At 48.7% G+C, this 25,232-nt stretch carries 19 protein-coding genes; 9 read left to right on the top strand and 10 right to left on the bottom strand.

Annotated elements, in window-relative coordinates:
* Nucleotides 1-62 precede the first annotated feature (62 nt).
* The gene (locus HB364_RS32510) at nucleotides 63-1,868 is read left to right on the top strand and encodes a DUF4139 domain-containing protein (RefSeq protein WP_167292633.1); all 1,806 of its coding nucleotides are present in this window, start codon (nucleotides 63-65) and stop codon (nucleotides 1,866-1,868) included.
* Here HB364_RS32510 and HB364_RS32505 read toward each other — a convergent pair.
* Together HB364_RS32505 and HB364_RS32500 are read right to left on the bottom strand one after the other, a co-directional pair.
* Nucleotides 1,865-4,225, bottom strand: a complete 2,361-nt coding sequence (locus HB364_RS32505) for a hypothetical protein (protein ID WP_167292632.1) — start codon at nucleotides 4,223-4,225, stop codon at nucleotides 1,865-1,867. The two genes, HB364_RS32510 and HB364_RS32505, sit on opposite strands and share 4 nt — an antisense overlap.
* Nucleotides 4,185-5,294, bottom strand: coding sequence for a hypothetical protein (locus HB364_RS32500; protein WP_167292631.1), 1,110 nt, complete (start codon nucleotides 5,292-5,294; stop codon nucleotides 4,185-4,187). Before HB364_RS32500 ends, HB364_RS32505 begins: the two co-directional genes overlap by 41 nt.
* A 353-nt stretch (nucleotides 5,295-5,647) precedes the next feature.
* Between HB364_RS32500 and HB364_RS32495 the strand changes: the two genes are divergently transcribed.
* Together HB364_RS32495 and HB364_RS32490 are read left to right on the top strand one after the other, a co-directional pair.
* Nucleotides 5,648-7,558, top strand: coding sequence for an SPFH domain-containing protein (locus tag HB364_RS32495; protein ID WP_167292630.1), 1,911 nt, complete (start codon nucleotides 5,648-5,650; stop codon nucleotides 7,556-7,558).
* Between the two features lie 110 nt (nucleotides 7,559-7,668).
* Nucleotides 7,669-10,911 carry a reprolysin-like metallopeptidase gene (locus tag HB364_RS32490; RefSeq protein ID WP_167292629.1) on the top strand — a complete coding sequence of 1,081 codons (3,243 nt, stop codon included), beginning with the start codon at nucleotides 7,669-7,671 and terminating at the stop codon, nucleotides 10,909-10,911.
* A gap of 205 nt (nucleotides 10,912-11,116) precedes the next feature.
* Here HB364_RS32490 and HB364_RS32485 read toward each other — a convergent pair whose 3' ends face one another.
* From HB364_RS32485 to HB364_RS32475, 3 genes are all read right to left on the bottom strand, one after another.
* Nucleotides 11,117-11,905, bottom strand: coding sequence for an FKBP-type peptidyl-prolyl cis-trans isomerase (locus HB364_RS32485; RefSeq protein ID WP_246228686.1), 789 nt, complete (start codon nucleotides 11,903-11,905; stop codon nucleotides 11,117-11,119).
* Nucleotides 11,906-12,038: 133 nt separating this feature from the next.
* Nucleotides 12,039-12,968, bottom strand: coding sequence for a hypothetical protein (locus HB364_RS32480; protein WP_167292628.1), 930 nt, complete (start codon nucleotides 12,966-12,968; stop codon nucleotides 12,039-12,041).
* Nucleotides 12,969-13,172: 204 nt separating this feature from the next.
* Nucleotides 13,173-13,493, bottom strand: coding sequence for a hypothetical protein (locus HB364_RS32475; protein ID WP_167292627.1), 321 nt, complete (start codon nucleotides 13,491-13,493; stop codon nucleotides 13,173-13,175).
* Between the two features lie 81 nt (nucleotides 13,494-13,574).
* Between HB364_RS32475 and HB364_RS32470 the strand changes: the two genes are divergently transcribed.
* From HB364_RS32470 to HB364_RS32455, 4 genes are all read left to right on the top strand, one after another.
* Nucleotides 13,575-14,012, top strand: coding sequence for an acyl-CoA thioesterase (locus HB364_RS32470; protein WP_167292626.1), 438 nt, complete (start codon nucleotides 13,575-13,577; stop codon nucleotides 14,010-14,012).
* Between the two features lie 183 nt (nucleotides 14,013-14,195).
* The gene (locus HB364_RS32465; RefSeq protein ID WP_167292625.1) at nucleotides 14,196-14,912 is read left to right on the top strand and encodes a DUF4197 domain-containing protein; all 717 of its coding nucleotides are present in this window, start codon (nucleotides 14,196-14,198) and stop codon (nucleotides 14,910-14,912) included.
* A 111-nt stretch (nucleotides 14,913-15,023) separates the two neighbouring features.
* Nucleotides 15,024-16,232 (top strand): MDR family MFS transporter, encoded by a 1,209-nt coding sequence (locus tag HB364_RS32460; protein WP_167292624.1) that lies wholly within the window; start codon nucleotides 15,024-15,026, stop codon nucleotides 16,230-16,232.
* Nucleotides 16,233-16,254: 22 nt separating this feature from the next.
* Nucleotides 16,255-17,232 (top strand): class I SAM-dependent methyltransferase, encoded by a 978-nt coding sequence (locus tag HB364_RS32455; protein ID WP_167292623.1) that lies wholly within the window; start codon nucleotides 16,255-16,257, stop codon nucleotides 17,230-17,232.
* Between the two features lie 62 nt (nucleotides 17,233-17,294).
* On the opposite strand, the gene HB364_RS32450 is transcribed toward HB364_RS32455, so the two are convergent.
* Nucleotides 17,295-18,830, bottom strand: coding sequence for a M28 family peptidase (locus tag HB364_RS32450; RefSeq protein WP_167292622.1), 1,536 nt, complete (start codon nucleotides 18,828-18,830; stop codon nucleotides 17,295-17,297).
* Nucleotides 18,831-18,973: 143 nt separating this feature from the next.
* Nucleotides 18,974-20,875 (bottom strand): ABC-F family ATP-binding cassette domain-containing protein, encoded by a 1,902-nt coding sequence (locus tag HB364_RS32445; protein ID WP_167292621.1) that lies wholly within the window; start codon nucleotides 20,873-20,875, stop codon nucleotides 18,974-18,976.
* A 170-nt stretch (nucleotides 20,876-21,045) separates the two neighbouring features.
* On the opposite strand from HB364_RS32445, the gene HB364_RS32440 reads away from it, so the two are divergent.
* Complete coding sequence (locus HB364_RS32440) at nucleotides 21,046-22,305, top strand: sensor histidine kinase (RefSeq protein ID WP_167292620.1); 1,260 nt, start codon at nucleotides 21,046-21,048, stop codon at nucleotides 22,303-22,305.
* Nucleotides 22,306-22,350: 45 nt separating this feature from the next.
* The gene (locus HB364_RS32435; RefSeq protein WP_167292619.1) at nucleotides 22,351-22,944 is read left to right on the top strand and encodes a methyltransferase family protein; all 594 of its coding nucleotides are present in this window, start codon (nucleotides 22,351-22,353) and stop codon (nucleotides 22,942-22,944) included.
* A gap of 3 nt (nucleotides 22,945-22,947) precedes the next feature.
* Here the strand turns inward: HB364_RS32435 and HB364_RS32430 are convergent, their stop codons facing one another.
* From HB364_RS32430 to HB364_RS32420, 3 genes are all read right to left on the bottom strand, one after another.
* Nucleotides 22,948-23,256 (bottom strand): rhodanese-like domain-containing protein, encoded by a 309-nt coding sequence (locus HB364_RS32430; RefSeq protein ID WP_167292618.1) that lies wholly within the window; start codon nucleotides 23,254-23,256, stop codon nucleotides 22,948-22,950.
* Nucleotides 23,257-23,273: 17 nt separating this feature from the next.
* Entirely contained in the window at nucleotides 23,274-24,083 is an 810-nt protein-coding gene (locus HB364_RS32425) for a PASTA domain-containing protein (RefSeq protein ID WP_167292617.1), read from the bottom strand.
* Nucleotides 24,084-24,175: 92 nt separating this feature from the next.
* Nucleotides 24,176-25,171: a D-alanine--D-alanine ligase gene (locus HB364_RS32420; protein WP_167292616.1), complete on the bottom strand. Its 996-nt coding sequence runs from the start codon at nucleotides 25,169-25,171 to the stop codon at nucleotides 24,176-24,178.
* Nucleotides 25,172-25,232: the final 61 nt, after the last annotated feature.

Below are 25,232 nucleotides of genomic sequence, written 5' to 3'. Positions count from 1 at the left end.
GCTTTTTTATGTAATGGGACGGAGAGATGCATCCATGATAAGACTCACCAAAATGTCTCATTATGAAGCATATCTCCTTTTTAGTAGCTTTCTCCTTCGTTTTGTGCCTACCCACAATGGCCGGTGGAGAAAAGAATATAGTAGCTGCCGCCCTGAAAACCGTTACTGTTTACCGATCAGGTGCTGAGCTTACCCATACAGCCCGGGCAACACTGGATGCCGGCAATAATGAACTGATTATTGATGGCGTCAGTAACCGGATCAATATGAACAGCCTGCAGATTGGCAATGATGGCAATGTCACCATTCTTTCCTCCACCCTTTCCACTGACTTTTTGAAGCCTGTACAAAAAACAGCCCTGATCAGGCGACTGGAAGATTCCCTGGAGCTGGTGACCAAAGAACTGGCCAATGTACAGGTAGCCATTAAGACCGACCAGGAATTATTGGACTTACTGAAATCGAATAAATCTATTGGTGGCACGCAGACAGGATTAAGTGTAGCAGAGCTCACCAAAATGGTAGATTATTACCGGCTGAAAACACTGGAACTGCAGAAAGAAATGGGCCAATGCCGGGAGAAGGAAACCAAACTGCTGGACGTATTGTCAAAACTGCACCTGCAGATCAAAGAAGAGGAACAAAAGAATACCAAAACAGTAGGCAAGCTGCTGCTGCAGGTGTATTGCCCGGTAGGCGGCGCCTTTAATTTCACCGTTTCTTATATCACTCCCCTGGCCTCCTGGTCGCCCACATACGACCTTAAAGTAGAAAATATCAATAAACCGGTAAAGCTGGCTTATAAAGCGAAGCTGACACAAACCACCGGCATTGACTGGAATGATGTGAAGTTAACGCTGGCCACTTCTACACCGAACCAGAACAATAATGCACCTGTATTGAAAAGCTGGTTCCTGGCCTATCAATATCCTGCTACTGCTATGGCGCAGATACCGGGGCTGTCTGGTAAGCTCTCAGGGGCAACCGCCTCCATGGATGAAGTGGTAGTAGTGGGTTATGGCCGTTCCAAAGAAGGGTCCACTGATGAGACGAAGCAGTACCAGGAACCTGTGTATATATTGAATGGGAATACCATTACCAAAAAAGAATACAACAAGATCCATCCAAACGCTATTAAAGATGTGAAGGTATTGAAGGAGGGGGAAGCCACAGCCCAATATGGGTCCCGTGCCGCTGGTGGTGCGGTGGTGATAACGCTTAAAGAAGGGTTGAGTGATTATGTATCGGTGAATGACCATGAACTGAATGTAACTTTTGAAATTGACCTCCCCTATGATGTGCCTACCAATGGAAAAGAGCAACAGGTAGCCTTGAAAGACTTCACGGTGCCTGCCCAGTTTAAATATTTTACGGCCCCGCGTGTGGACAAGGATGCTTATTTGCTGGCAGATATTGCTGACTGGGAAAGCCTGAACCTGTTGCCCGGTGAAGCCAATATTATTTTTGAAGGCACTTATATCGGCAAGACGATGATTGATCCGAATGCCACCCTGGATACGCTGAATTTCACATTAGGCAAAGACAAGCGGGTAGTAGTGACGCGTGAAAAGCTGAAGGACTTCAGCAGTGTGAAGTTCCTGGGCAGCAATAAAAAGCAGGTGTTTACTTATGAGATCACGGTTAAGAACAATAAGAAGGAGAAGGTAAATATGATGCTGAAAGACCAATACCCCCTATCAACGAATAAAGATATTGAAGTGGAGTTGCTGGAAACCAGCGGCGCCGCCAACAATACAGAGTTGGGGATACTGAACTGGCAGGTAGAATTAGCGCCCGGAGAGTCCAAAAAGTTCCGGCTGAGTTACAGTGTGAAGTATCCGAAAGATAAGGTGGTGAATGTGAATTAGTTGTTCAATTGTTTGACATAGCTGTTATAGGTAGCGCATTCTTCGATGATCTCCCGGTAATAGTCTGTACCCATTTTCTTTTGCTTCAGCAGTTTGATGTAGGGGTTGGCGAATTTATCAACGCCGTTCCACTCATCTATATCCAGCAGGTAATTCCTGTAATTTTCCTGGCATATCCCTGCCATCATACAGCAAAGGGACGCGAGCTTTTTGTCTTTGGTTGCTTTTAATGCTTTGAGGTAGTATTGTTTGGCCCTTTCACAACCGTAGTAGTTACCATTGAAGCCGGGTACTACATTTTTCAGGTGATACTCATCGCCATCGCCGGTCGACCACCAGGGTTTTGATATTATCCAATGCTTGCCGTGGTAGGTAAAGTTGTAATAAGCATTGGCCAGCCTGAAGTAACACAGCGCCGCTTTTTCCGGCTCGCGCTGCGCCTGTTGTTTCAGTTTGATCATTTGCGCAATGAGCTGCGGTTTGCTGTATGTTTTTTCTGTGGTGTCTACACTATGAGGGTGATTGATGTTTACCAAAAAAGGATCGCCCTTCCCGTAAGGGTCGTAAGGATATTGTCGCCAGAGAGAGTCGGGAAGTTGCTTCAACACCTCCCAGGCTTTTTCCAGGCTATCTTCCCGGATGTAGTATCCTGCTTTCCCTTCTTTCAGCCTGTTGATGTCCCATCCTTCGGCATCGGGGTTGGACTCGTCTTCATACTCTTCATCATTGTCCCAGACATCTTTCAATACGCCGGCTGATACAAATTTTTCAAAGGCAGCAGGATGTTGGCGGGTAAGTATAGATACCATGCTGTCATAGTCGGCGGCGGTGGCTTTTTCCCAGATAACTTCATACACTCTTTTGAGTGTACTGATGGATAAGGTGCCCAATGCCCTGCGGGTTTTGCCCAATAACAACAATCCCCGTGCCCTGTCGCCTTTGCGCATCAACTGCCTGCCGGCATAGAGGATTAACTGATCTTTCATGATGGCCGGATCGTGTACGCCCAATTCTTCAGCAGAACTATTGAGCAGGCGCATGAATTTCACTTCAGCAGCCTTGCTCCAGCCAGGCTCTGTGGCAAGGTTAACCAATACATCGCTAACCAGTAACTGTGTTTTAAGGTTGGCTGGAAGGTGGGGAAAGGCGGCTGCCCTGGTAAGGTAATTGCGTGACGCTGCATAATATCCCTGAACAAAAGCGAGGTGGGCCGCACAAAGGTATAAAAGCGCTTTGTTGCTGTTCTTGTTCTCCGCAATCATTTTTTTTATGAAATCGTACAACGCTGCTGCGTAGGCCTTGTCCCTTTTGTAATTAGCGGCGCCCGGGCCTTCCAGGCTTATTTCATAGTCGTATAGCGCGGGTCCAAAGCCTGTTACGGCGGGTGTAAGCAGCCAATCTTCTACTTTATTGATCTCCCTCAGCAGGAGGAAATTGATCTCTTTGTAACCTGGCTCCATCCGGTAGATCTTTTCCAGGTCGTTCAATGCTTTGCCGGGGTAGGTAAATGCTTTCATGGCATACAGCACTGTTCGCTCATGTTTGTTGGTAGCCAGCAGCAAGGCTTTGTCCAGTTGGGAAGACCTGAAGTTGATCAGGCAATGCCCCCGGTTGTAGTCACCCCGGTCGAAGGCTTTGGAAAAAAGGTAATCACTTTGTGGCGAAGGTGTATGCAGCGCTTTTATGTACATGGCCGCCGTTTTGATCCAACTGGCCGAGTGTACCCGCTCTACTTTTTCCTTCCATATTGTATCAATATAATTCCGTTGTTGGTTATAGGCGTGCAGCCGCATGAGCTGGTAGGCCGTACGCAGGCGGATGGTTGTATTTTGAGTGGCATTATAAAGGGCATTGGCTTGTTTTATCGTACGGTCAATAACAGGATTGGGATAAATGCCTTCCTGCCAGGGATCTGGATTTTCAGCAATAGCCTCCGCTTTTTTGCTGAGCTGCATGTATTGGAGGTAATCCCTGTTTCCCGGCTTTGCGAGGAAGGCGGCAAATGAATTGATGCGGACCAGACTGTCCAGTTGTTCGAGAAATTCACCTGTACCAGTATGGTATAGAATGGTGTCAATGTCGGCGGCCTTTACCTTGTTAGCCGTCAGTGTGCGCCACTCTTCTATATTGGGGCCATAATGCCTGTTGTCCATCGACTGGTAGGTGTGCGGATACAGGTAGGAAGTGGCGAGGTAGAAAGGGCTCAATTCCTTTTGATTGGTAAGGTCGGGCTGAAGCATCCAGAAGCGGTATTCACCGGGCCACATATAAAAGCCACATCCCTGTGCTATTTTCTTGGGCGCTACCAGCAGGAAGCTAACGCTCAAAGCGAGTATATACCTGCTCAATGGTTTCATGGCGATAGTTTTGTATTTCAGGTGTGGAAAGATCGAAGAGGGCTACGGAGAAAGCGGCTGTGTTGATGGCCCTGCCAGCCATTTCGGCTGCCTGCAATAAGGTGGCTTCCTCTATTTTTTCCATTTTGATCTCATCGCCCGGACGTATGTATAAACCGCTCAACACTGTGTCGGCCGTCACCTGGTAGAAGCCATTGGGTGCGCGACGCAGGAAGGACATGTTTTCGAGGGAATCGCGGGTGAGGCCATTGTCGATCATGCTGAATTTCCCGTGATGGAAGAAGATGGCCCAGGAGTAGGCGGGAAGGGCAATGTCCAATGGCAGGTCATAGTTTTTTTTACGGGTGAAGTAAGGCTTCGCTTTTTCGTTATCATATATGGAGTTAACAGGCGTATATTCTGTAAGCCTGCTGATGTTGTATACCATGAGCATCCCCCTGTCGGCTGGCGGTATGCCTGTAAGATGAGGGTTTTTGAACTGGTGAAGCCGGATGGTAGCCGATATAGTTACCGGACGTGCGCCAAGTTGTGCTTTGACACAACGGAGAAAGTAAAAGTATTTTTCTTCGGTGGTTATAGTCCAGTCGCAATCGAATTGTACTTCTTCGGGAACTGTATAGTGATAGCTCCCATGCTCCGGAATGCTCAGGGAATCAAAGCCCGGTATGCATTTGCGCAGTATATGCGTAGCCAGCATGGGTATTTCCGTCGAATCAATTTGCAGAAAGGTCTTATTGGTCATAAAGACTACCGGAACCACCTTTGCATTCAGGGTATCATTATAATGGCTGAATCCGTATGCAATGTGGTGAACGTTGGTAATGGTAAGCGGATAAGCATGATTAATACTGTTCCAGTCAATATCGAGGCATTTGGCATAGAGCTTTGTAACGGCATGCTTTCTCAGGAATGCTTTTTCTTCTCCTGCTACCGTGGTACTGTTTTGCCAATAGTAATATGCGCGGATGACAACGGGTTTTCGCTGCCGGCAGGCTATGAACCCAGCTATGCACACCCATAAGTAGATGAAAGAAACGAGGCGGGAAAGGGTCATAAGGATGACAGCCACATTTTACAGGTTTGCCGTCATTATACCAAATATACTATAACGGGGGGCCCTTTTGCAAGTAGCCAATTGTTAAATGTTATGTAAAGACAAAATTTTTGCCGGGGCTATGGAAATCCCGAATCATTCTCTACCTTTACTCAACCAATTTTCCAATATGGAAAAAGATCACTGCAACAGCCACTACCTTTCTCTCTACCAATCTATCCGGTTTACGATCCATAATACTTCGCCTCCCGGTTCACGGTAATACCATTGTTATGATTACTTACTATCACTGTCATGGATGTTCTATTTCAACAACATCTACGGTTCATTATATACCTATTATGCACACTTAATCATCATTAAATTATATGGAATCCCTAACACTTATCCAGTGGGCCCTGCTCATTGGCCTACCCCTTCTTTGCCTTGTATTTTACAAGTTTATCCTTCGTGTTTTCTTTGGACTGGTCATTATTCCCGAAGACCGTATTGGCCTGGTGACCAAAAAGTTCGTATTGTTTGGAAAGCAGGAATTGCCGGAAGGCCGCATTATAGCTACTGATGGCGAGGCCGGCTTCCAGGCGCAAACTTTACCACCCGGTGTTTATTTCTGGAAATGGATCTGGCAGTATGAAGTTATTTTTCAGCCCTTCACCGTTATACCTACCGGAAAGATCGGACTGGTGCTGGCCAAAGATGGTATGGAACTGCAAACAGGACATATCCTTTCCCGTAAGGTGGATTGCGATACTTTCCAGGACGCCAAAGGCTTCCTGCTCAATGGCGGACGTAAAGGCCGGCAAACAGCTATTATTCCACCGGGCAGCTACCGGGTGAACACTTTCCTGTTTGAAATAGAGATCCATGACATGACCAGTATTCCCGACAATGCGGTGGGTATTGTAACCACCCTGGAAGGCACACCGCTGGAAGAAGGCCAGATTGCCGGTAAGCTGATCGGCAAGCACAATAAGTTCCAAGACGTGGATACCTTCCTCACCAATGGAGGCTATAAAGGTTTACAGGAACAGGTGATCCTGGCCGGTGCTTATTTCCTGAATCCCTGGTTTGCCAAAGTGGAAATGGTGAAGATGACAGAAATACCCATCGGTTATGTAGGCGTGGTCATTTCTTTTGTAGGCGCCGATGGAGTAGACCTGAGCGGTGTGGAATTCAAGCACGGCAATATTGTTTCCAAAGGTCAAAGGGGGGTATGGGCCGAACCACTGGGCCCCGGTAAGTACCCCATCAATTCCCATATTATGAAAGTGGAACTGGTACCCACCACCAACCTGGTGCTGAACTGGGCCAGCGCCCGCAGTGAAGCGCACCAGTTGGATAAAAATCTCTCTACCATTACGGTGCGCAGCAAGGATGGATTTACTTTCAACCTCGACGTAGCGCAGATCATTCACATCCCTAACACGGAAGCCCCCAAGGTAATTGCCCGGTTCGGTAATATGAGCAACCTGGTAACACAGGTATTGGAACCTACTATTGGTAATTATTTCCGCAACTCTGCCCAGGATGCAGAGGTGATCGACTTCCTGAAAAGCCGGAAGGAAAGACAGGAATCGGCCCGTGAACATATCGGCCATGTGCTGGACCAGTACAATGTGTTTGGCGTGGATACGCTGATCGGTGATATTGTACCGCCGGACTCCCTGATGAAAACACTCACCGACCGTAAACTGGCAGAAGAACAGAAGGTAACGTATGAAACACAGAAGCTGGCCCAGGAAACCCGGCAGTCGCTGGAAAAGGAAACGGCTATTGCAGAGATTCAGAAAGAGATCGTAAAAGCCGACCAGGGCGTTTTGATTGCCGAACGCATTGCAGATGCTTCTGTGAAGAAAGCCACTGGTGATGCGAACAGTGTACGTATCCATGCAACGGCCGATGCGGAAAGGCTGAAGCTGCTGGCAGGTGGTGAAGCGGAAAAGACAAGGTTGATGGCCAAGGCGGATGCAGAAAAGATTGAATTACTGGCAAAAGCAGAAGCGGAAAAGATATCACTGACCGGTAATGCGGAAGCGGAGAAGATACTGGCCATTGGTAAATCTTCTGCTGAATCCTATAAGCTGGCTGTAGAAGGTATGGGTGGTGATAATTTTACCCAACTGAAGGTGATGGAAGCGATCGGTGCGCAGCAGATCAGGATCATGCCTGAAGTATTGATCAATGGTGGTGGTGATGGCAATGGTTCCATTAGTGGATTGTTGGGACTGCAATTATTAGAACAATTACGAAAGAAGGCAGATAGTAATAACACTAATTAAAGTGTGAATAGTCCGGAAGTGCGCTTCCGGACTTCATTTTTACCCACATGCCTTAGCGCAAACAATTCTTATTTGACTTAAATTTAGGTATTAACCAAAACCAACGTCAGATGAGAAAGATCACACTACTCTTCGCATTAGTGTTGGTCGGATATGGCGCCTTGTCGCAACAAAGCGACTGGACGCCCGTGAATGAATCCGCCATCACGAAAAACCTCTTCACCAGGCACATCAAACCCGCTACCTACCAGCTTTACCGGCTGGATGAACCGTCGATACAAAGGGCCTTGCGCAGTTCACCTTCTGAAAGAAAAGTCAGCGCTGCCCAATCTTCCTTTATACTTTCCGTACCTGTTCCGGGTGGTCAACTGGAACGTTTCAGTGTAGTATTCGCCCCGGTGATGGATGCAGCACTGGCAGCCCGTTACCCGGAGATCCAATCTTATGCAGGAAAAGGAGTGGACAATCCCACTTCCACTATCCGCTTTGATGTTTCGCCACGGGGCTTTCACGGCATGATCTTATCTGCCAACCGGCCTACTATTTATATTGATCCGGTAGACCGCGACGATAAGTACTATGTAGTGTTCTCTCGCCAGGAAGTCATTGATTACCGGAACGTTTTCCAATGCTTCACACACGAAGGCAATAAGGTACAACAGCCTGCTGTGAGCATTCCCGGAGAAGGGCTCAGGGGCGCCGATGATGGCAGGTTGCGCACCTACCGCCTCGCGCTGGCAGCTACCGGCGAATACTCTACTTATTTCCTCGACGGTACCGAAACAACCGATGCACAGCGTAAAGCCAAAGTACTGGCAGCCATGAATACGCTGATGACCAGGACCAATGGTATTTATGAACGTGACTTCGGCGTTCGCCTAAACCTGATTGCCAACAACGATGCGATCATTTACCTCACTGCTTCCAGCGATCCCTGGACCAATGAGTACAATACCAAAACACAACAAACGATTGATGCCGTGATCGGCAGCGCCAATTATGATATTGGCCACCTGGTACACCGGGGTTCCAATAACGGCAATGCCGGTTGTATTGGTTGTGTTTGCGTAGCCGGGCAAAAAGGCAGCGCCTTTACCTCCCACACCACACCGGAAGGCGATCCTTTTGTGGTGGATTATTCGACCCATGAAATGGGACACCAGTTTGGCGCTAACCATACTTTCTCTTTCCAGACAGAAGGCACCGGCGCGAATATGGAACCCGGCAGCGGCAGCACCATTATGGGATATGCAGGTATTACCGGCTCCACCACCGATGTGCAACCGCATAGCGACGATTATTTCCATGCCAAAAGCATTGAACAAGTAACCGATTACATTAAGGGCACTACCGGTGGCGGCTGTGCGGTAGTAACGATTACCGGCAACTCCACGCCTACTGCCAATGCCGGCGCCAATTTTACTATTCCCCGGTCGACTCCCTTTGTATTAACAGGAACAGGCACAGATGCCAATGCAGGCGATGTGCTGACGTATACCTGGGAGCAGTATGATAATTATGCTTCCGGCTCTTCTACTGTTCCTTCTGCTACCGCTACTTCGGGACCGCAGTTCCGTTCGGTCAGTTATTCCACCAATCCTTCCCGCCTCTTTCCCAACCTGGCTTCTGTGCTGGGTGGCACCAATACCAACAAATGGGAAGTGCTGCCTTCTGTAGCACGCACGCTCAACTTTAGGTTTACCGTACGGGATAACCACAGCGGCGGCGGCAATAACAACAGTGATGATATGCAGGTGATCATTTCTTCAGCAGCAGGTCCTTTTGCGGTTACGGCTCCCAACACAGCCGTTACCTGGGCGCCGGGATCATCACAGGCCATAACCTGGAGTGTGAACAGTACGAATGCAGCGCCGGTAAACTGCGCCAATGTAAAGATCAGCCTGTCGACCGATGGCGGTAATACTTTCCCCATCGTGTTACTGGCCAGCACGGCCAATGATGGTACCGAAACCATTACGGTGCCGAATAATGTAACTACCCAGGCAAGGGTGAAAATAGAAGCTGTAGGAAATATTTTCTATGATATCTCTAATACCAATTTCACTATCAGTGGTACGCCACCCACCTGTACAGCACCTGCCGGGCTGGCATCATCGGCCATCACCGGCACCAGCGCTACGGTAAGCTGGACAACCGTGAGCGGCGCCAATAGTTATGATGTGGATTATAAAACTACTGCGGCTTCCACCTGGACCAATGCAGCTACCGCTACTACCAGCACTTCTGTGAACCTGAGCGGACTGACCGCTGCTACCACTTATGACTGGCGGGTACGGGCCAATTGCGCCTCCGGCAGCAGTTCTTATAGCAGTGCCCAGTTTACTACGATCACAGCACCCGGCTGTACAGCGGCCTATGAGCCTAATGAAACACAGGCTGCCGCAGCGGCTGTTGCCACCAACACCGCTCTTTCTGCCGCCATTGGCAGCGCTACCGATAAAGACTGGTATTCCTTTACCCTGAGCGCTACCAGCAACCTGAACATCACGCTTGGCAACCTGGCCGGTGATTATGATATTATCCTGTATAATTCAGCCGGCACCGAACTGGCCCGCTCTGAAAATGGCGGTACCACCAGTGAAACGATCACCCGTAATAATTCAGCCGCCGGCACTTATTATATCCAGGTATTTGGCTACAATGGCGCCTTCAGCACCACGGTATGTTACAACCTGAACATTGGCGCTACTACGGTTACCGGTTGTACCAGCACGTACGACAACAGTACCAACGGTACTTTTGCAGGCGCTCCGCAGGTACCGCTGAATACAAATATCACCGGACTGATCAGCCCGAGCGGGGATAATGATTATTACCGCTTTGTGATCACTACAGGCGGTACTATTACCATTACGCTCACCGGATTGCCAGCCGATTACGATATCCGTCTGTACAACAGTGCACAAACACAGGTAGGTATTTCACAGGCAGGCGGCACCAGCAGTGAGACCATCAATTATACAGCAGCAGCCGGTACGTATTATGTGCGCGTATACGGTTACAACAATGCCAATAACGCCACCGTTTGTTACACCCTGCGCGTAGCCACCGGTACAGCCTCCAGGGAAGGATCACCGGAATACACTGCCACTCCTAAAGTGACCGTATTCCCCAATCCTGTGGTCAGCACGCTGAACGTGAACATAGCAGGCACTACTTCCCGGTCGGTGATCAAAGTGCTGGATGTGAACGGACGCTTACTGATCAATAAGCCTGTAGCGGAAGGCAATACCGCCCTGGATGTGAAGCGCTATGCCAGCGGCGTGTATATGTTGCTGGTGACGGATGAGAAAGGAAGAGGGATTTATCAGTATAAGTTTGTGAAGGAGTGAGGTCCGAAGTCTGAGGTCAGAGGTCTGATTGCTGACATTTGTACCTCCTGCTTTGATTCTTACTTTCTAATACTTACTAACAGCATAAAAGCAAAGGCCCGGATGTTAATCATCCAGGCCTTTGTTTTTAATTTATAATCCAGTCTGCAATTAATCGGGAAGCTCAACTATCAGTTCAGACTTCCGATTTCAGACCTCAGACTTCTTACTGCTGCGTGGCTGGCTGTTGTACAGGTTGGTCCCCTTTCACAATTTCCAGGAGTTCCACTTCAAAAACGAGGGTAGAACCACCGGCAATAGGACCATTGTCGGCATCACCATAACCCAGGTCGGAAGGAATGAATAATTTCCATTTACTGCCTACCGGCATCAGTTGCAGGGCTTCTGTCCATCCCCTGATCACACCGCCTACCCCGAAGGTAGCAGGCTGGTTATTGGTATAAGAGCTTTCAAATTGCTGTCCGTCAATGAAAGTACCAACGTAATGGCATTTTACCTGGTCATTCATCGTAGGTTTGGGACCTGTGCCCTCGCGTAATACCTGGTATTGCAGTCCGCTGGGTAAGGTTACCACACCCGCCTTGGCTTTATTCTGCGCCAGGAATGCCTGTCCTGCTTTCTTAGCCCCGGAAGCTTTCGCACTGCGGACCGTCTGCATATGGCCCATAATACACGCGTTGGCCTGTTGCTCATTCAGCGCGGGTTTACCATTCTTCACATCATTGATGGCTTTGAGCATCATCTGATTATTGATGTCGGTAATCCCCTGCTGCTTATAGAAGTTGGCCATACTTAAGCCAAGTGCATAGCTGAAGGAATCTATGGAAGATTTCATAGCCACTGATGTACCACCGCCGGTTTTGGGTTTGGCGGTAGTACCCGGTTTTGCGGTGGCGGATTTGGTGGCAGGCTTACCCGCAGCAGGCTTTTGTGTTTGCCCGATAACGGTGGCTGCAGCGAAACAGGTCACTATAAACAAACTTGTTCTTTTCATTCAATTGTTTTTAAGGGCTCAAATTTAGGGGAAATTGTCTGAACCGAAATACCACCCCTATCTTGTGGAATAACCTGAACAAATTGGCTGTTTTTCGGCCTGGCCGCCTGGTAACTGGTTCCCCTTTACCTGGTTACTGTTGCTTACTGAGCTGGTTCAGCATGGCGATGGCCTGCTGGTTGCCGGGTTGTAGTTGCAATACTTTCTGGCAGCAGGTTTTGGCGGCGGTAATATCCCCCTTCTTTACATAGGCAGTTGCCAGGTAGTTGAATGCATCGGCCTCATTGGGATATATGAGCACATTGATGCGGTTAGCGGTGATGGCTTTATCGGTTTCTCCGCAGAAGAGCAATACCCTGCCGAAAGAAGCCAGCTCGCCCCAGGAGCGCAGGAAGGGGCGTAATTGTTCGGCCGTTTGCTCCAGGGTGGACAGTGTAGGCATCCACTCTGGTGATTGAAACAGGCTGATCAGGTAAGCGGTACCGGGATACTGGGGCCTGTAAGCTTTGTTCTCCAATATCGTCAGCAGGTCTTTCTCCAGCGATGCTACCGGCGTTTCTACGATCCTGCCCTTTTCTTTATCCTTGTCATATACCAGCAGATGGGGTACGCGGTGGATGTACAAGCCCCTTTCTTCATGGTTGGGACTTTGCTTATACATACTATCCCGGTTGTCGAGGTTGATCAATTCTATTTGCGCCGGCTTCACACCACAATAGTCGAGCAGCTTATACATACGTGGTACTTCGCGGCGGCTGTCGCCACACCAGGTGCCCATGAATATGACGAACTTTTTGTTCTTCACCAGGGGTTTCATCTGGTTGGCCGTGGTACTGTCTACAGCATAATCCGCATAGTTTTTGGTAAACCAGGCATCGAAGGGCGCCTGCATGATACGCTGGCGGGACGATCTGCCCAGCAGGTTGAGATTGCCACGGGCATCGGTGTACTCTATGTTATCCACTGCAGGCGCAGCGGAGGTGGAGGCTACGGTGCGGCGGTGGCAGGAGGTGGTGATTGCAATGATAGCAATAGTAAAGAGTAATATATTGATGAGTTTCATGATTGAGTGTTGAAATGTGTTATGCAAATAAATAGACGTAGCCTATTGAATATTTAGTATAGCGAGTGGCCAGTGGTAAATGGCTAGTGGGCAAAGCGTACTACTCGCCACTAGCTACTTGCCACTTGCTTTTAACTCAAATATGCAATAGCAGGAAAGGACCAATTACTACATTGGTATGCAATACTTCATTTAATATGGAATTTATGCCTTCGGAGGCTGGAAGATGGAAGCCGTATGATCGGCGGGGATCAGTGACTGGTAAAGGCTTTGCTTACTATTGAGATCAGCAATAATTACAGCGGGATTGGAGCGTAAAGCTTCGTGAGACAGGAATACTTCTTCGGCTTTTTCCTTGGCGATGGTCACCGGTGTGGGATGATCTTTATCGGTATGGTCCACCAGTTTCTTGTCGCAACCGCAATTCACCGGGGCAGCCAGGCGGCAATGCCAATAGCTTACTACCTTGCCATACTGGAGGGCAACAAAGGTGATAAGGCATAGTATGGCGATAAGCTTACGCATAAACGCACAGCGCGCATTCTAAATTAGAAAATAATTACCGTATAGTATAATTTTACCGGTAAGGTTTATAAAAAAATAATCATGAGCAGTTATATTAAAACAGTGGAAGTACGTTGGGCCGACCTGGATCCTAATTTTCACCTGCGCCACTCCGTATACTATGACTATGGCGCTTATTGCCGTATTGCTTTCCTCGAAGCACATGGCCTTACCGCCGCATTTATGGCGCAAAACCATTTCGGACCTATCCTGTTCCGGGAAGAATGTGTATTCCGTAAAGAGATCAGGCTGGACGATGTGGTGACGATTGACCTGCGGCTGTTGAAGGCCAGGGAAGACCAGTCGCGCTGGGGCATCCAACATCATATTTATAAAAACAGCGATACACTGGCCGCGATCCTCACCGTAGAGGGCGCCTGGATCAATACCCAACTGCGCAAATTAGCGGCCCCTCCGGAGCCCGTTTTACACGTTTTTAACAATATGCCCCGCGCCGAGGAGTTTGAATGGATGAAATAGGCGCTGCATTCGACATCCTTATACAACAACAACAAAGCCAGAGGCTTTGAAATAGCCGTCACCAGCCAGAGGCTGGCGACTGTAGGTGACAATGAATGAGATAGATTAAATGTGACATTAAAACCCTGAGGGTTAACAACTTTTTATAGAAACCGGCGTTACTTTTAACGAAATAATGTCGCTATGAAAAAATTATTACTACCTCTGTTATTGCTGACTTCCGTCATGTCCTTTGCCCAAACCGGCGGCCTGCTGAAAAAGGCCGGTGGTTTATTGAATAAAGCCAAAGGCGGTTCCCTGAGCAATGACGATATCGTGGCCGGACTGAAAGAGGCCCTTTCGATAGGGGCGCAAAACAGCGCTACGCAATTATCCTCCGTAGATGGTTTCTTTGCCAATGCTGCCATTAAAGTACTGATGCCTCCCGAAGCACAGAAGGTGGAAAAAACACTGCGCTCTGCAGGCATGGGCAAGCTGGTAGATGATGCCATCCTTTCCATGAACCGCGCCGCAGAGGAAGCTTCCAAATCGGCCGCCCCCATCTTTGTAGATGCCGTTAAGACGATGAGCTTCCAGGATGCCATGGGTATTCTGAAAGGCAGCGATACCGCCGCTACCGGTTACCTAAGGGGCAAAACATTACCTGCCCTCACCAATGCTTTCCGCCCGGTGATTGAAAGCGCGCTGGAAAAAACAGGCGCTACCAAACACTGGAAAACAGTGATGGATGCCTACAACAAAATACCCCTGGTATCAAAAGTAAATCCTGACCTTTCGGGTTATGTAACGGATAAAGCGCTGAGCGGCCTGTTCTTCCAGGTAGCTACAGAAGAGCAAAAGATCCGCAAAGACCCGGCAGCACGGGTAACCGACACGTTGAAGAAAGTATTTGGATCATAAGATCACTGCTAAGGCAGTCACTAATATTATAAGAAACATCCTCTATTATGGGGATGTTTTCTTTTTAGCCCGCGGCGATGCTTATTTTTGCGGCACTCATACTGTATAGCCATGCTCACCAGCACCTTGTCCCTGTATAGAAATGCTTACAGCGGTTTGTCGGCTTCCACCTGGTGGTTGTCGTTCATCATGCTCGTGAACAGGAGCGGCACCATGGTGCTGCCCTTTATGACCATTTACCTTACCAGTCCGGCTGTAGGATACAGTATTGGTGATGCAGGTATTGTAATGGGCCTGTTTGGCCTGGGCGCTGTGGCCGGCGGTTATTTGGGTGGCCGGTTAACGGATAAGTTTGGTTTCTTCCTGGTACAGATGATCGCACTCACGGGCGGTGGTATTTTATTCATATTATTGGGGCAAGCCAAATCCTTTACCGGCATCTGCACGCTGAGCTTTTTATTAAGCCTGGTGAATGAATCTTTCCGTCCTGCCAATGCCACGGCCATTGCCTTTTACAGCAAGCCGGAAAACCGCACGCGTTCTTTCTCCCTGAACCGTCTGGCCATTAACCTGGGCTGGGCGGTGGGCAGCGCGGCGGGCGGTATCATAGCAGCGCATGACTATGAATTGTTGTTCTGGGTGGATGGCTTTACCAATATTGCGGCGGCGGTATTGATGTGGTTCCTGCTGCCTCCTTCCAAAACCAAAAGTCATAAGGAAGTAACCACAGAAAAGCCTGACCCTGCACATTCCGCCTACAAGGACAAGGTATTCCTGTGGTTCATTGTACTCACCATCTTGTTTGCCGCCTGTTTTTTCCAGGTATTCAATAACCTCACCGCTTACTATAAAAATGAGCTGCATTTTTCAGAAGAGTATATAGGCTTTCTCAATGCCCTCAATGGTTTGATCATTACCGTCATTGAGATGGTATTGATCTTTAAGCTGGAAGGGAAGCGCGGGAAGCTCTATTACATCTCAGCAGGAGTACTGTTGTGCGGACTGGCCTATATGATGCTCAATGTATTCCATATGAATGCAGCGCTGGCCATCGTGATGATCGTATTGATCACCTTCGGGGAGATCCTTTCCATGCCTTTTATGAACTCCTTCTGGCTGGTGCGCACCGCCTCCCATAATCGCGGACAATATGCCGGCCTGTATACCATTGCCTGGTCAATAGCGCAAACCCTGGGTCCCTTCCTGGGATCGCAGGTAGCAGACCATGCGGGCTTTTCCCTGTTATGGTGGATCTGTGGCGGATTGTGTATAGTTTCCAGTGCAGGATTTGCTGTGATGCATAGAAGAAAAAGTGAGTAGTGAGTGACCTATCTTTGCCCCCATGTCTACTGATAAATTCGAAATGTTCAGGAACCGGCTTACGAAGGTGTACCGGCATATTGGTAAACAGGCCCGCCGGCAAGGCATTACCTGCTACCGGGTGTACGATCATGACCTGCCCGAATTCCCTTTTTGTATTGAGATCTATGAAGAAAATATTTACCTCGCCGAATATAAACGCCGCCACTCCCTGACGGAGGAAGAACATGAACAATGGCTGGAAGATTGTATACAGGTGATCAGTGAGATACTGGAGCTTCCTTCGGAGAATGTGTATATCAAACAACGTCAGCGCAAGCAGGGCCGCCTGGGACAATACCAGCGGGTAGCTACAGAAGAAGCTTTTTTCACCGCCAAAGAAGCAGGGCTTACGTTTAAAGTCAACCTGTCTGACTACCTCGATACCGGGTTATTCCTGGACCACCGCATTACCCGGGGCCTGGTGCGTGAAGAAGCAACCAATAAAAGGGTATTGAACCTTTTCTGTTATACGGCCTCTTTCTCCGTATATGCCGCCGCCGGTGGCGCCGCTTCTGTTACCTCTGTAGATCTTTCCAAAACTTACCTGAAGTGGGGAGAAGAGAATATGCAGCTCAATAACCTGTATGATCCCCAAAAGCATTTTTATGTACATGCCGATGTAAAGCAATACCTCGATACTTTATCACCCCACTCTTTCGACCTGGTGATCATGGACCCACCCACCTTCAGCAATAGTAAGCGGATGGTGGATTTCCTGGACATACAACGCGATCATGCGGAGCTGTTGAATAAAACTTTGCGGGCGGTTTCTCCCGGTGGTGTGATCTATTTCAGCACCAATTACCGGCGCTTTGTGATGGAGCAGGAAAAGATCCATAGCTCTTCTATCCGGGATATTACGAAAGCTACCACGCCGTTTGATTTTCAGGGGAAGTTGTTCAGGTGGTGTTATAAGATAACCGCAGCGTCCCCTTCGGGAGACTCTGCGGGGAAGTAAAAGACAAAATGTAAATGGTGAGCCGCCTTTGGAAGGCGACCCACCATTTACATTTTATAGTATTAACGTACAGCGTTTGGATCGAGGGGGATGTCCCTTTTCAGCATATCGTTACGGTTGGCCATGTCCCAGGCGGTAAAGAAGACCAGTTGGGCCCTTTTCGCCATCAGGCTATAATTGATCTTATCGGGGGTATCACCGGGACGGTGATAATCGGCATGGGTGCCATTGAAATAGAAAATGATGGGCACACCTTTGCGGGCAAAATTGTAATGGTCGCTACGGTAATAAATACGCTCCGTATCCTTAGGATCATTGAATTTATAATCCAGTTCCAGCTTCGTGTATTTCTTGTTCATCGCTTCACTGATAGGGCGAAGGTCGGAGCTGAGCTTATCATCACCCACTACATACACATAGTTGGTGGAATCGCCCACCTTACGCTTGGGATCAATACGACCGATCATATCTATATTGAGGTCTACCGTGGTTTTCTCCAGCGGGTATACCGGGTGATCACCATAATAAGCAGAGCCCCACAGTCCTTTTTCTTCGCCAGACACTGTCATGAATACAATGGAGCGGCGGGGACCTTTACCGGCAGCCTTGGCCTTTACAAAAGCTTCGGCCAGTTCAAGGATGCTCACTGTTCCTGAACCATCGTCATCAGCGCCATAATTGATAACACCGGCCGCTGTTTTACCAATGTGGTCATAGTGGGCTGTCAGGAATACATATTCGTCTTTCTTATCAGAGCCTTCGAGGAAGCCGATCACATTGGTGCTTTGCATTTCCACGATGGCTTTGCTAAAATCAACCAATACATTGGCAGCATATACTTTGGCCTGTGGATTACCCGCTTTCATCGCTTCTTTGGCGGCGGCATAATCTGCCCCCATAATGCTTTCAGCTACCTGATCAGAAATGCCGTACAGGTTGGGATAGATGGTTTTCCGGAAGCCACCTACGTACATGTTCCCTTTTGTTGCACCTGCTCTGCGGGGAAAGCCGGGTTGCACCTGGAATACCGCAGCGGCGCCATGCCTCAGCGCGGCATCAATCACCGGAGAGACGCCAAAACCACGACGCTGGCCGGCAGCAGGTTGTTGGGTAGCAGGTGGCGTACCGGCCAGTATGAGCACGATCTTACCCCTTGCATCAATGCCTTTGTAATCATCGCGGGCAGAATCGCTGATACCATAACCTACAAATACCACTTCACTGGCCATGAAGGATGAGGAATTGGCGGAGGATAGCGTAACGCCGAAATCGGCAAAAGGCAGGAACTTTTTGCCGTTTATGTCTATAGACGCTTTTACCAGTGAGTCCTGGTAAACTGAAAAGGCTTGCTGATAGCCGCCATTAATGCCAGGCGCCAGGCCCAGTTGTTTGAAATAGTTCTCAATATAAGCGGCTGCTTTGCGTTGCCCTTCGGTAGCTGTTTCACGGCCTTCCATTTCGGCGCCTGCCACAATATAGAGGTGCTTTTTAAGGTCTTCCGCTGTAATGCTATTGGCGTAGGTAACCGGATTGGCAGCTTTCTGGGCCATGATGCCACATGGCGCCACCAATGCCATCACCAGACATAGTTTTCTCATGTTATAATGTTGGTTTTTGTTTAGGAGGCCAAAAATAGGAGAACGCAGGTTGATTTACTTGCCACTGATGGAAAAGCATTGCCGGAAAGGCGGAAAGACGGGAAAAAATACAGCACGGACTTGCCTACTTTCGGTCTTTTTGACTATCCCTCAATTTCGCTTAATTCCAGCCAGCGCAGCTCTTTTTCATCCAGCAGGGCCGCGATCTCACCTATGCGAACGGATAACTGCTGCAGTTCGTCAAAAGGCGCACTGCCGCTGTTGAGCTTTTCGGTTACTGTTACTCTTTCTTTTTCAAGGGCCGCTATTTCCTGCTGCAGGGTCTCAAATTCCCGCTTCTCTTTAAAAGACAGTTTTCTTTTCTCTGCCGGTTTGGCGCCGGTTTCAGCCGCTGCCGGCGCTTGCCGTGCAGTGGTATCAGGCTTTGGTTTTGCAGCTTCCGGCTTCTCTTCCTTTTCTTTTTCTGCAATCCTGTATTGGGTATAGTTGCCCGGGAAATCACTGATCACGCCATCGCCTTCAAAAACAAACAGGTGATCTACCAGCCTGTCCATGAAATAACGGTCGTGTGACACAATGAGCAGACAACCCTGGAAATCATTCAGGAAGTTTTCCAGTACCGCCAGCGTGGGCAGATCAAGGTCGTTGGTAGGCTCATCGAGCACCAGGAAGTTGGGATTGCGAAAGAGGATGGAGAGCAGGTGCAGGCGCCGCTTTTCGCCCCCACTCAGTTTGGAGATATACGTGTATTGCTGATCGGGTGGAAAGAGAAAAAGGTCCAGGAACTGGGAGGCGCTTAAAGAGCCGCCACTGGCCAGGGGAAAACTTTCCGCAATATTCTTTACATATTCTATCACCCGCATGTCGTCCTTGATGATAAGTCCTGTCTGTGAATAGTTGCCAAAGATCACTGTCTCGCCAATATTGATCTTGCCGCTATCGGGTTGCTCCATGCCCTGCAGGATATTGATAAAGGTGGATTTGCCCACCCCATTCTTACCTACCACTCCTACCCGCTCACCTTTTTTGAATGTGTAGTCAAACCCTTTCATAATGACCTTTTCGCCATAGCTCTTGTACACTTTCTTCAGTTCGGCGATCTTGCCCCCCAGTCTGCTCATCTTCACATCAAGCTGCAGCTTCTGTTCTTCAATACGTTGTTTGGCTTTGGATTCCACTACATAGAAGGCATCCTGCCGGCTTTTGGATTTGGTGGTGCGCGCCTTCGGTTGTTTGCGCATCCATTCCAGCTCACGGCGATAAGTATTGCGGGCCTTGTCAATGCTGGCCGCTTCGCTTTCCATGCGGGCCGCTTTCTTTTCGAGGTAGTTCTCATAACTACCCTTGTATACCACCAGGTCGCTGCGGTCCATTTCCCAGATCTCTTCGCACACATTGTCCAGGAAGTAACGGTCGTGGGTTACCAGCAGTAAGGTTACATGCTGCTGGTTGAGGTAATGCTCCAGCCATTCCACCATTTCCACATCGAGGTGGTTGGTGGGCTCGTCCATGATGAGCAATACGTGCTTGTGTTCAAAACCGATATCTATGAGTGTTTTGGCAAGGGCCACCCGCTTGCGCTGCCCACCCGACAGGGTGCCGGCGGGTTGGTTCAACTGGTGAATATTCAGTTTTCCCAATATTTGCTTTACACTGGCATCGAAGTCCCAGGCGCCCAACTCATCCATTTTTACAATGGCCTCACTCACCTGCTCCGGCGTACCTTCTTCACTAACAGCCTCATATTCCTTGATAGCGTTGATGATGGGGTGATTGTGGTGGAAAATATTGTCCAGCACGGAAAGATGCTCCTGGAAAACAGGGTCCTGGTCGAACAGGGCCACGGTCACTTCCTTGTTGATCCACGCCTTTCCTTCATCGGCCGTTTCTTTACCGGCCAGTATTTTGAGCAAGGTGGATTTACCGCTGCCATTCCTGGCGACCAGTGCTATTTTATCCCCTTCTTCTATGTGGAATGAAATATTCTCAAAAAGTGGTTTGATACCGTATGACTTGGTAAGACCCTCTACAGAAACGTAATGCATGGCGCAAAGATAGGGGAAGAAATACAAGTTGCTGGTTACTGGTTGCTGGCAAATCCTGCGTGGATGGTGCATTGTATGCAGCAGGCTGCGTATTTTTTTATGCTGAAATCTATAATTGGTATGGAATACAGGTATTTTTTTCGCAATATTGTAGTCCAGAGCCTTTTGTTATGAAAAATCCACTGCCCTCCTCTGTAAAACTCTCACTGGCCTTTCTTGTATTCGGCACCGCCTGGATATTGTTTTCTGATTCCCTGACCCTCACCTTTACCAATAATGACCTGGATGCTTACAATAGATTACAGAATTACAAGGGCATATTATTCATGGTGCTGGCGGCGCTGCTCATTTGGCTGGTAAGCCGTAAACTGTATGGAGATATCGAGAGAGCCAACCGGCAACAGGAAGAGATACTTGAACGGAACCAATTGCTGGGCATGGCTACCAATGATGCGATCTGGGATTACAATATGGTCACCAAAGAGTGCTATACCAACCGCACCTTACAGGAACTATTTGGCTATACGGCCGATGAATTGCAGGACAATTATCATTGGTGGACCAATAACCTGCACCCGGATGATAAGAACCGCGTGCTGGATACCATTGATACCAAGTTGGATATGGGTGGAACCGTATGGCAGGATGAATACCGGTTCCGCTGTAAGGACGGCTCTTATAAAACCATTTTTGACCGTGGATTTATCCTGCGCAATAAATCAGGACGGCCATACCGCCTGATAGGCGCCATGCAGGATGTAACGGACCAACGGGCTTTGCAACAGCAACTGGTGGAAACGCAAACCAAACACAAGGATGAGCTGGCGCAAAGTGTATTACAGGCAGAAGAAGCGGAACGCAAGAAATTGGGGGAAGAACTCCACGATAATATCAACCAGTTGCTGGGCGTTGTTAAACTGTACATTCAGCATGCGCTGGTAAATCCGAAGATGCGGGAAGAATTATTGCGCAAAAGCTCCGGCTATATTACACAGACCATTGAAGAGATCCGGGGCCTCTCCCGTTCCCTGCTGCCTCCTGCCCTGAATGAGCAGAGCCTGCTGGAAAGTCTGTACCAATTGATTGACGACATACAGCAGGCAAAAGAGATCCATTTCAAGGTAGAACATGCAGGCTTTGATGAATCGCGGGTACCCGATAATAAGCAACTGGTTATTTACCGCATTATACAGGAGCAACTGAATAATGTGCTGAAACATGCCAATGCCACTACGGTGGTTATTCGCCTGGCGCACTACAATGACCGTGTACAGCTCACCGTACAGGACAACGGCGCCGGCTTCGACCCGTTACAAAGTAAACCGGGCATGGGCCTGAATAATATCCGTAACCGTATTGAAGTGTTTAATGGGGAGATGGAGATCCTGTCTGCACCGGGCAATGGGTGTACGCTGGCAGTGAAAGTGTAGGGGTTAGCTTTTAGCCTTTAGCTATTAGCGCTTAACGGATGACCAATGGTAGCTTACTTATATTTAGCAGGGCTATGGATATTTTTCGGGCTTACGCATAGCCTGCTGGCAGCCGATTGGTGGAAACGTTGGGTGGAACGCAGGTCGGGCACTTACTTCCCGTATTACCGGCTTATCTATTCTTTCATTGCCCTGCTTCTGCTGGCAGCCATCGTTATCTATGAACTACAATTACCGGCCACCTGGTTGTGGCGTGTACCCCTGGTATTACAGATCGCAGGTAATATCCTGGCATTGGCCGGTCTTACCATTATGGGTATCTGCATTCGCCGGTACTTTTTCTACCTGAGTGGTATTGATGTGCTGTTTCCGCAGCAACAATCCAACATGGGCCTGGCAACCCGGGGACTGAACCGGTATGTAAGACATCCGCTTTATTTTGGCACCTTGCTGGCATTGTGGTCGTTCTTCCTCTTGTTTCCCGTGCTTCACTACCTCATCACCTGCAGCATGATCACCCTGTACACCTGGATAGGCGCTCTGTGGGAGGAAAAGAAACTGCACAGGGAGTTTGGGGCCGAATATAAGGCCTATCAAAAGCGGGTGCCGATGCTTATTCCGTATAAGTTCCGGTTATAGATATTATCTACCATATTTACCTTCCCAGCCCATCATGCCACCTACCAGGTTCTTGGTGTCTTTGAACCCGAGTGTGTCGAGGATCATGGCTGCTTGTCCGCTGCGGTTGCCGCTGCGGCAGTAAACGATCACTTCTGTTTCTTTGAGTGGTTCCAGCTCATCTACCATCATCGTCATGATCTTTCCGAGGGGATATAAGGTACCTCCGATGTTGAAATCAGCATGTTCATGTGGCTCCCGTACATCTACCAGGTTCAGTTGTTCACCGGCATCCATACGTGCTTTTACTTCTTCTGCTGTAATGTTCTGCATATACTGGTTATTGATAATTATTGAGGTTGTTGTGTGGTGCTGTCCGGCGCTGTTGCCCTTACCGGCATGGTAGCCTGCAGCCATATATCTATCGACTGTCCCTGGCGTATCATATTGAGGCGGCCATCGGGTTGTACAGGTGCCGGCTGTTGTTTGAAAATATAAGCATTCGCGCTATCGCCCGACTCAAAGACCGTGGCGCCCACGCCGAAACCATAGGATTCCAGCAATACTTTGGCTTCTGTAAAGGTTTTTCCAAAGAGGTCCGGCACCGGGATCTGCTCCTGCCCCAGCCCATTACCCAATACCAACGTGATGCCACTGCCCATGGGTAAGCGGGTACCGGGCTTGATACGCTGGCCTTTATAATGCTGTTCCAATACCGCGTTCCTGGCAAAGTTGGGTTCATAGACCGTATCCTCCAGCTTAAGGCCATATTGTTTGATGGCCAGCTCGGCACTGCGGAAAGTAAGTCTTTCCAGGTTGGGCATTTCAATTTCCGGCGGCACTGCCCTGTTGATGGTGAGGTAAACGATCCGGTTTGCCTTTACAATAGCTTCCCCTTCCGGAAACTGGCGCAATACAGCGAGGGCTTTGGCCGTATCGTTATAGATGGAATCCTGGATCTTCACTTCAAATCCCTCCTCTTCCAGCAGCTTTTTGGCATCGTCGAAAGACCTGCCGGTAACAGACGGGATCACCAGCGTATCGCCATGTTTGGTGATCAGGTTAAGAGATTGCAAAAAAAGGAAAATAAGGATAATGACCAGGATGATAGCAAACAGTATGTTCTGCCACAGTGGTCGCTTCGTAATGAATTTGAACATTTGTAGAATTTAAAATACAGAATCCAGCATCCAGGATTCAGAATTCAGCATGGCTGCCGCAATTTACGCTTGCTGACAACTTATCGCTTGCTTTATTTTTTTGTTCTCCTGGTCAGTGCATCCTCAATCAGGGAGGAATAGAAATCCTTCAGCGTCCATCCCATTATCTTTACCTGCTGGGGAACGATACTGGCCTCGCTTTGACCTGGTATAGTATTGATTTCCAGCATATAGGGTGCATTTTTAGCTTCATTGTAAATGAAATCTATACGTACTACCCCCCGGCAATTGAGGATCTCATACACCTTACGGGCTGCTTTGCGAATGGTATCGGCCATTTGCTCGTCTATTTTGGCCGGTGTTATCTCGTCATTCTTCCCCTGGTATTTGGCTTCGTAATCGAAGAAGTCATTATGTGTAACAACTTCGGTAATTGGCAGCACAATGATCTCTTCTGGTGTTTTGAACACACCTACTGTAAATTCCCTGCCAGAAATGAATTCCTCGATCAGTAGCTGGTCGTCTTCCTTAAAGGCTTTTTCGAGGGCAGCGGCCAGGTCATCGGCTTTGTGCACTTTACTCATGCCAATGCTGGAGCCGCCATTATTGGGTTTTACGAATACCGGCAGGCTGAGCTGCTTTAAGATATCCGCGGGGCTTACCGGGCTGTGCTGGAAGATATGCAAAGATTTAGCCACATGAATGCCTGCAAAGGCTGCCACGGCCACTGTATAGCGTTTATTGAAGGTGAGTGCGGAGGTGGCCGCATCACAGGAAGTATAGGGAATGCCCAGGAGATCAAAATAGCCCTGCAGCTTGCCGTCTTCGCCCGGGGTGCCATGAATACCAATCAGTGCGGCATCAAAAGTGACCTTCCGGCCATCGGCGGAGATAGAGAAATCGCTGCGGTCTACCGGTATTTTGCGGCCGGTGGCCGTTTCATACCACCATCCTTCCGGGGTAATATCAATTTTGAATACTTCGTATTTGCTGGTATCTATATTGGCTTCAATGGTAACAGCGCTTTTATAGGAAATTACGGCTTCTGTGGAGTACCCGCCGGTAACAAAGGCAATAACAGGCTTCATTGATAAGTTTCGAATTTTCAGCAAATAAACGAAAAAAGCAGCGGGGCTGGTATGATTTTAT

It is taken from the genome of Paraflavitalea devenefica (assembly GCF_011759375.1).
In the GTDB taxonomy this organism is placed as follows: Bacteria; Bacteroidota; Bacteroidia; order Chitinophagales; family Chitinophagaceae; genus Paraflavitalea; species Paraflavitalea devenefica.
Note: the sequence above shows the minus strand (reverse complement) of the source record. Positions and strands in the feature narration are given on the sequence as shown.

Excerpts from the sequence above, each read along its gene's own strand:
- HB364_RS32510 (WP_167292633.1), top strand. The coding sequence starts at position 63 with ATGAAGCATATCTCCTTTTTAGTAGCTTTCTCCTTCGTTTTGTGCCTA.
- HB364_RS32505 (WP_167292632.1), bottom strand. The coding sequence starts at position 4,225 with ATGAAACCATTGAGCAGGTATATACTCGCTTTGAGCGTTAGCTTCCTG.
- HB364_RS32495 (WP_167292630.1), top strand. The coding sequence starts at position 5,648 with ATGGAATCCCTAACACTTATCCAGTGGGCCCTGCTCATTGGCCTACCC.
- HB364_RS32490 (WP_167292629.1), top strand. The coding sequence starts at position 7,669 with ATGAGAAAGATCACACTACTCTTCGCATTAGTGTTGGTCGGATATGGC.
- HB364_RS32485 (WP_246228686.1), bottom strand. The coding sequence starts at position 11,905 with ATGAAAAGAACAAGTTTGTTTATAGTGACCTGTTTCGCTGCAGCCACC.
- HB364_RS32480 (WP_167292628.1), bottom strand. The coding sequence starts at position 12,968 with ATGAAACTCATCAATATATTACTCTTTACTATTGCTATCATTGCAATC.
- HB364_RS32475 (WP_167292627.1), bottom strand. The coding sequence starts at position 13,493 with ATGCGTAAGCTTATCGCCATACTATGCCTTATCACCTTTGTTGCCCTC.
- HB364_RS32470 (WP_167292626.1), top strand. The coding sequence starts at position 13,575 with ATGAGCAGTTATATTAAAACAGTGGAAGTACGTTGGGCCGACCTGGAT.
- HB364_RS32465 (WP_167292625.1), top strand. The coding sequence starts at position 14,196 with ATGAAAAAATTATTACTACCTCTGTTATTGCTGACTTCCGTCATGTCC.
- HB364_RS32460 (WP_167292624.1), top strand. The coding sequence starts at position 15,024 with ATGCTCACCAGCACCTTGTCCCTGTATAGAAATGCTTACAGCGGTTTG.
- HB364_RS32455 (WP_167292623.1), top strand. The coding sequence starts at position 16,255 with ATGTCTACTGATAAATTCGAAATGTTCAGGAACCGGCTTACGAAGGTG.
- HB364_RS32450 (WP_167292622.1), bottom strand. The coding sequence starts at position 18,830 with ATGAGAAAACTATGTCTGGTGATGGCATTGGTGGCGCCATGTGGCATC.
- HB364_RS32445 (WP_167292621.1), bottom strand. The coding sequence starts at position 20,875 with ATGCATTACGTTTCTGTAGAGGGTCTTACCAAGTCATACGGTATCAAA.
- HB364_RS32440 (WP_167292620.1), top strand. The coding sequence starts at position 21,046 with ATGAAAAATCCACTGCCCTCCTCTGTAAAACTCTCACTGGCCTTTCTT.
- HB364_RS32435 (WP_167292619.1), top strand. The coding sequence starts at position 22,351 with ATGGTAGCTTACTTATATTTAGCAGGGCTATGGATATTTTTCGGGCTT.
- HB364_RS32430 (WP_167292618.1), bottom strand. The coding sequence starts at position 23,256 with ATGCAGAACATTACAGCAGAAGAAGTAAAAGCACGTATGGATGCCGGT.
- HB364_RS32425 (WP_167292617.1), bottom strand. The coding sequence starts at position 24,083 with ATGTTCAAATTCATTACGAAGCGACCACTGTGGCAGAACATACTGTTT.
- HB364_RS32420 (WP_167292616.1), bottom strand. The coding sequence starts at position 25,171 with ATGAAGCCTGTTATTGCCTTTGTTACCGGCGGGTACTCCACAGAAGCC.